General features: G+C 39.9%; 2 protein-coding genes. Both read right to left on the bottom strand.

The features are described from left to right. Positions 1 to 4,560, bottom strand: coding sequence for an amino acid adenylation domain-containing protein (locus tag ACFX4X_RS19530; protein ID WP_377385566.1), 4,560 nt, complete (start codon positions 4,558 to 4,560; stop codon positions 1 to 3). A 14-nt stretch (positions 4,561 to 4,574) separates the two neighbouring features. Next, the gene (locus ACFX4X_RS19525) at positions 4,575 to 5,822 is read right to left on the bottom strand and encodes an MFS transporter (protein WP_377385563.1); all 1,248 of its coding nucleotides are present in this window, start codon (positions 5,820 to 5,822) and stop codon (positions 4,575 to 4,577) included. Positions 5,823 to 6,230 lie beyond the last annotated feature (408 nt).

Below are 6,230 nucleotides of genomic sequence, written 5' to 3'. Positions count from 1 at the left end.
TTACACCCTCTTCTTTGTTAATTTAAGTAATACTTTACTCAAGCTTTCTTCCGTCAGAGCCTCTGCATCAGCAAAGTCAGATACCGTAAAAGCAGACTCTGCAGCTGGTGGATTTATCAGCAATCGAAGCTGATTTAACATGCCCTTTGCCATCTCTTGAATTGTCAATCTAGAAAACTGTTCTCTACTGTACATCCAAATAAAATGTAGCTTCCCGTCTTTTACCATACCGACAACATCAATCGGGTGAGATGGTTTCGATTCTGGAGCATAGTCTAAGCGTGTAAATCCTGTCTCCTGCATAAACAAAGATTCTTGGGAAAACACTTGATCCAATTGTCCCAAATAGTTAAAGCTTATCGATGGTTTTTGCTGCTGATAGAACGGAAGCAATTTTCTGCCCAAGTAACGTAAAATACCATAATCAACGCCATGATTCGGAATTCGACGCAATTGATCTTTCACAGCCTTTAATCCCTCAATAGGTGTCGTTGTTCCTTGAAGATCAAAGTGAACCGGATAAATACTCGTGAACCAACCCACTGTCCGCGATAGATCAACACCTTCGATCATCTCTTCTCTCCCATGTCCTTCCAAGTGAACAGAAAGCTTATGCTGATTTGTACTGTCGGTTATAGCTTGTACTAATGCCGTCAATAGTACCTCGTTGATCCGAGTCTTATAAGTCGCAGGAACTTCATGTAACAACGCGTGGGTCTCTTCTACTCCCAACGTCATCGTCACTTGATCAGTCGATGCTTCTGTCGTTTCCTGTATAGGGTAGTCCATCGGAATCGTCATCACTTGTTTTGCTGCGTGTTCATGCCAATAATCTTGTACTTCTTTTGAAATATCTGACTCACTGTATGCCTGTAGTCGTTCCGACCATTCTTTAAAGGATGTACTTTTCGCAGGGAACCGAACCTTCTGACCTTGTTTCATCTGGTTGTATACGGCCTGTAAATCTTCCAATAGAATTCGCCATGATACCCCATCTACTACTAAATGATGAATCGTCCAGAATAATCGATCGTTCCCATTGGAACCATCATCGAAGTACACTACTCTCATCAACGGACCTGTAAGTAAATTGAAACTGGCTTGAGTGATATCCATCTCTTCTTGTATGATTTGATCCCACGCTTGTTGATCAGCATTGTTCCGCTTTACCACACGAAGTACTGACTGTTCATCGATCCCCTCATTTCTCTGCTTCCAGTCTCCATTGGGCAACTGTCCATATCGGAAACGTAAGGCGTCATGATGTTTGAGTAAGTTTAATAGGGCTTCCTCTAGTAACTCCACATCCAATCTCTCTCTTACTCTCAAAAGCATCGACTGATTCCAATGTTGTGGATGCGGATGTTCTTGCTCGAAGAACCAGTATTGGATCGGAGTGAGCGGTACCTCTCCCGTCACAACACCCTGCTCCGCTTGTACTCCCTGATCTTCTTTGACTACTTGTGCCAACTCGGCAATCGTTTGGTGTTCAAACATTTGCTTAGGTGTAAGTTTTAAGCCCAATTGACTCGCTCGTGATATGATCTGAATGCTGAGAATCGAGTCTCCACCAATTTCAAAGAAGTTATCATGGATCCCCACCTTTTTAATTCCTAATACCTGCTTCCAAATGGTAGCCAGTGTTTTTTCGTTACCATTCCGTGGGGCAACACATTCACTTTCGATTTTCCTCTCCTCTGGTACAGGAAAGGCCTCACGATCAACTTTACCGTTAGCAGTTAGTGGAATGGCTTCGATCATCACAAATTCTGAAGGAACCATATAGCTTGGTAGTTCCGCCTTGAGATAATCTCTCCATGCACCTACATTCCCATCACCCACGACATATGCCACTAATCGTTTATCACCTGGCTGATCTTCTCGAACGATTACAACAGCCTCTTTTATGGATGCATGCGCGTGTAAAGCAGATTCAATTTCCCCGAGTTCAATTCGGAAACCACGGATCTTCACCTGGTGATCAATCCGCCCAAGATAATCCAGATTTCCATCCGGCAAGTATCTCGCTAAGTCCCCTGTCCGATATAATCGCGCTCCCGGGTCACTACTGAATGGATGAGGCATGAAACGTTCTGCAGTCAATTCGGGTCTGTTTAAATACCCACGTGCGAGCCCTGCTCCGCCAATATATAGTTCGCCAGCAACGCCAATAGGCACAGGCTGTTGACAAGCGTCTAGCACATACACTTCTAAATCTGGAATCCGCTTTCCGATATTACTTCTTGAAGAATGCTGCACATCATCTTGAGTAATTGGATAATAAGTAACATGAACGGTGGTTTCTGTAATTCCATACATATTGTTTAGCTGTGGCTTCTGCTCTCCATACTTTTGAACCCATGGAAGCAAGCTGGTAGGATCGAGTGCTTCCCCACCAAATATGACATAGCGCAGATTCAAGTTTTTATTCTCATCTTCTTGTTCACACACCTGTATCAATTGTCGAAATGCGGATGGTGTCTGATTAAGAACCGTAACCTCTTCCTTTACTAACAGTTGATAGAAATCCTTGGGCGATCGACTGATCCAGTAAGGAACAACGACCAATCTTCCACCATAGAGCAATGCCCCCCAAACTTCCCATACCGAGAAGTCAAACGCATAAGAATGGAAAAGCGTCCAAGTATCTTTTTCATCAAACTGATACCAGCATTCCGTTGATTTAAATAAACGAATCACATTGTGATGCTCTACCATAACTCCCTTCGGATTCCCTGTTGATCCTGAAGTATAAATCACGTAAGCGAGATGTTGAGGACTAACATCAGAAATCGGTAGAACAGTACCTTCTTTCTCAATCTCAACTTGATCTCGATCAAGGCAAATCGATTTGATATTCTTTGGTAACCATTTCGATCCTTTTAAACTTTCTTGCGTTACGACCAACTGAATGCTAGCGTCCTCTAAAATATACCGAAGTCGCTGCTCTGGAAATGTTGGATCGAGTGGAACATAAGCTCCACCAGCCTTCAGAATTCCCAAAATACCTACAACCATTTCAGAAGAACGTTCAACACAAAGTCCAACCAACGAATCAGGTCCTACTCCTTTTTTCTGCAGATAGTGAGCTAATTGATTCGCACGATCATTAAGCTCCCTATAGGTAAGCCTCTCCTTTTCATACATAACTGCAATGGCATTGGGATGAATCATCGCTTGCTGCTCAAACAACTCATGAATGGTTGCTTGAGGTGGAAATTCAAGCTTAGGATCATTGAACTCTACTAAACTTTTTCTTTTATCTTCTTCTGAAAGGATTTCGATCTCAGCAACCTTCTGCTTTGGATTTTTAAATGTGTTTTCCATTAATGCTAGCATGGTTTTAAAAAAGCGAATCATCTCTTCTTTGGAAAATAATTCTTCACGATAATCAATATGTACTTGCAAAGAGTCTATATCAGTCAAATTTTCGATATGCACTGCAAAATCTTGCACTTCTTCACGATTTGGAATCCAAAGAGAGTCACCACTTTCACCACGCTCTCTATAATCGATCGTAGTTCCAAAAAGTCGAACATTACTGTTATTCTCTTGATTCATCTGCTTTAATAACAAATCAAATGGATATTTCTGATGTCGTAATGCTTTACGTTGTTTTCTCGACACTCGACCAATAAATGAGAGTGCTTCTTCTTCAGGATCGATATCCATTCTCAGAGGAACTGTACTCACCATCATTCCAATTAATTCCCGCTCCATTTTAGTCTTACGATTGCCATAAGCCATTCCCAAGGCAATATCAAGCGACGAGGTCCATCGATACATCGACAACGAAAGCGCAGCAACAAAAAGAGTATATATACTAAATCCGTAATGATCAGAAAATTCCTCTAACTTCCTCTTCGAATATTCGGATAATTCGAACGTCTCACGTGATGCTCTCGTACTAACTTGGTAAGCATTATAGGGTTTCAATCCCGTTACGGATGGAAGTGTTTTGAATTCCTCTAACCAGAAGCTTTGATCTTTTTGAAAACGACTGCTGTTCAAGTACGTCTGTTCATTGACTAGAAACTCAACATATGAGTTCCTAGGGATGCTCACATCTTTCTCACTATGAAACTCATGATAATATTTAGCAATCTGACTAGTACAATTTTGGATTGATAAACCATCCATGATAATGTGATGAACATTGCCAAAGACGGCACACTCATTATCGCTTATTTTTATTAAAGCAAAATAGTATAATTCAGAATCAAATAACGTAAACGTCTCATGCTCCTTCTGCTCAATCCATTTTTCCAGCAAATCCGAATCTCTCACGGAACTGAAGTCGAAGAAGTCAAATTCTCGTTCTTGATGTTTAACAAAATATTGCTCAGGTTCCTGGTGCATATTTTCTTTCAGCTTGATACACAGGCCATCATTTTCACTGATGACACGATTCACGACTCGATTTAATATCGAATAATTCATTTTTCGATTGATCTTGAACAAGAATTTTAGATTACATATCCCTTTACCTGAATTAATAACTTCTGTATACCATATTCTCCTCTGTGGATGACTTAAAGGATAACACTCCTCATTGGACATAAAAGATCCTCCCTTCAAAGATTATTTACACTTATTTGTTCGTGTTTAACCCAAAAATGTTTATGTAATAAGACCCCAATTACTCCAATGATGATGAGCCCAATACCCACATAAAAATAGAGTTGAGTTACTCCGAAAATGTGGACCAGTGGACCGCTCATAGCAGGAGAAATGATGAGGACTGCATTTGTTAAACTGCTTTGAATCCCAAATACTCTTCCGACCTGTTCTTGATGGGATTCTTTTTGCAGAATGACTTGATTGGATACAAGCATAAGTCCACTTCCAATACCAGCGATAAAACTAATCAGATAGCCAAAAATGAAGGATGTACTGGGACTTATCAGACCAATCCCACCAATGCCAATTCCCATTAAAGCAATACCTCCGCATACTGCCCAACCATATTGAAAATGTTTTAATTTCTGAGTTAAGAATGCGCCAATTATTCCCCCAAGACCAATAATAGAAATGAAGTATCCCATTTTACTCTTATCATTTGGGAACAAACTCTTAAATAAAGTAGGGAACTGTGAGTCTACTAATTGTAATACTGCCATAGCTATTGTAACGAAAATCATGGTTGATAATATCATCCGATTGGATAATACATAACCCCAACCTTGTAACCAAGCAGTCCATGTACTTTGCTGTTGCTTTTCCATATGTTCTCTTGACAGAGATTCCTTTAACCTTATTGTGGGTAACAGAACCAAAACAGCCAGTAAGCAGCATATTGCCCTTATAATTAGGCAAAACTCTGGCTGAAACCAGCCCAGTAACATTCCTCCTATAAGTGGACCCACTATCTTGGTTCCTTGCTCAACTACCCCATTGATACTTACCGCTTTGGTAAGCAGATCAGGGGAAACAATCTGTCGTGTTAGTGTTTGCTGTGCAGGATAATAGAAAACGGTAAAAATGGAACGAATCATTAATGCTAACAAAAGCCAATGAATATTTTGGACAAATAAAAGAACTATTGTTAATAGACCAACCATAAGGTTGCAAAACATCATAATTGGAATTTTTCTAAAGCGATCAGCAATCACACCTGCCCATGAACTAAATAAAATTCCAGGAAGTGCATACGCAACAGGAATCAATCCAATCATGGTGGGGTCTACTTCCCATTCAAAAGCAATAATGGTCATAATGGCTAACATGTCAATAAATACTCCGAGCATAAGCAGTGAATACGCAGAGAAAACTTGTAAATAAATTGTATTTCCCCATAGACTTTTTGAGTCGGTAGGTTTCATGAAAACGAGCTCCTTAAGTTTTTAATGTAGTTTGAACATCCAATCCGTATCCCTCTTTTCCAAAATTATCTAGATTTTCCATCTAACATAATATCATACAAAATTTCCTCCTACTACAAAAAAGTAGTAAAAATTACAATTATATACTTATATCCCTATTACGCATTTAAAGCGATTTAATGATGAAGTTATACACAAAAGAAAAGATAATCGTCTTTAAATCACAATCTCGGCGACTCACTTCCCTTCACACTTTTCCAGGCCCTAAACGCTATTAATCGTGTAGAATAAAATCCGAATACAATACACACTCATAAAGAAAGAGACTCACTGCACATAACCCTGTCAAGTAGACAATAAAAAAAGAGTATTTTAAGCTGCGGCCTTTTCTCGGTATTCAATCGGGGA

Source organism: Peribacillus sp. YIM B13481 (genome assembly GCF_042787985.1).
GTDB classification, from domain to species: domain Bacteria; phylum Bacillota; class Bacilli; order Bacillales; family DSM-1321; genus Peribacillus; species Peribacillus simplex_A.
The sequence above is the reverse complement of the archived record's forward strand: the minus strand, read 5'-3'. Positions and strand labels throughout refer to the sequence as shown.

Bases quoted from the DNA above. Each gene is read 5' to 3' on its own strand.
- ACFX4X_RS19525 (WP_377385563.1), bottom strand. From the start codon at position 5,822: ATGAAACCTACCGACTCAAAAAGTCTATGGGGAAATACAATTTATTTA.
- ACFX4X_RS19530 (WP_377385566.1), bottom strand. From the start codon at position 4,560: ATGTCCAATGAGGAGTGTTATCCTTTAAGTCATCCACAGAGGAGAATA.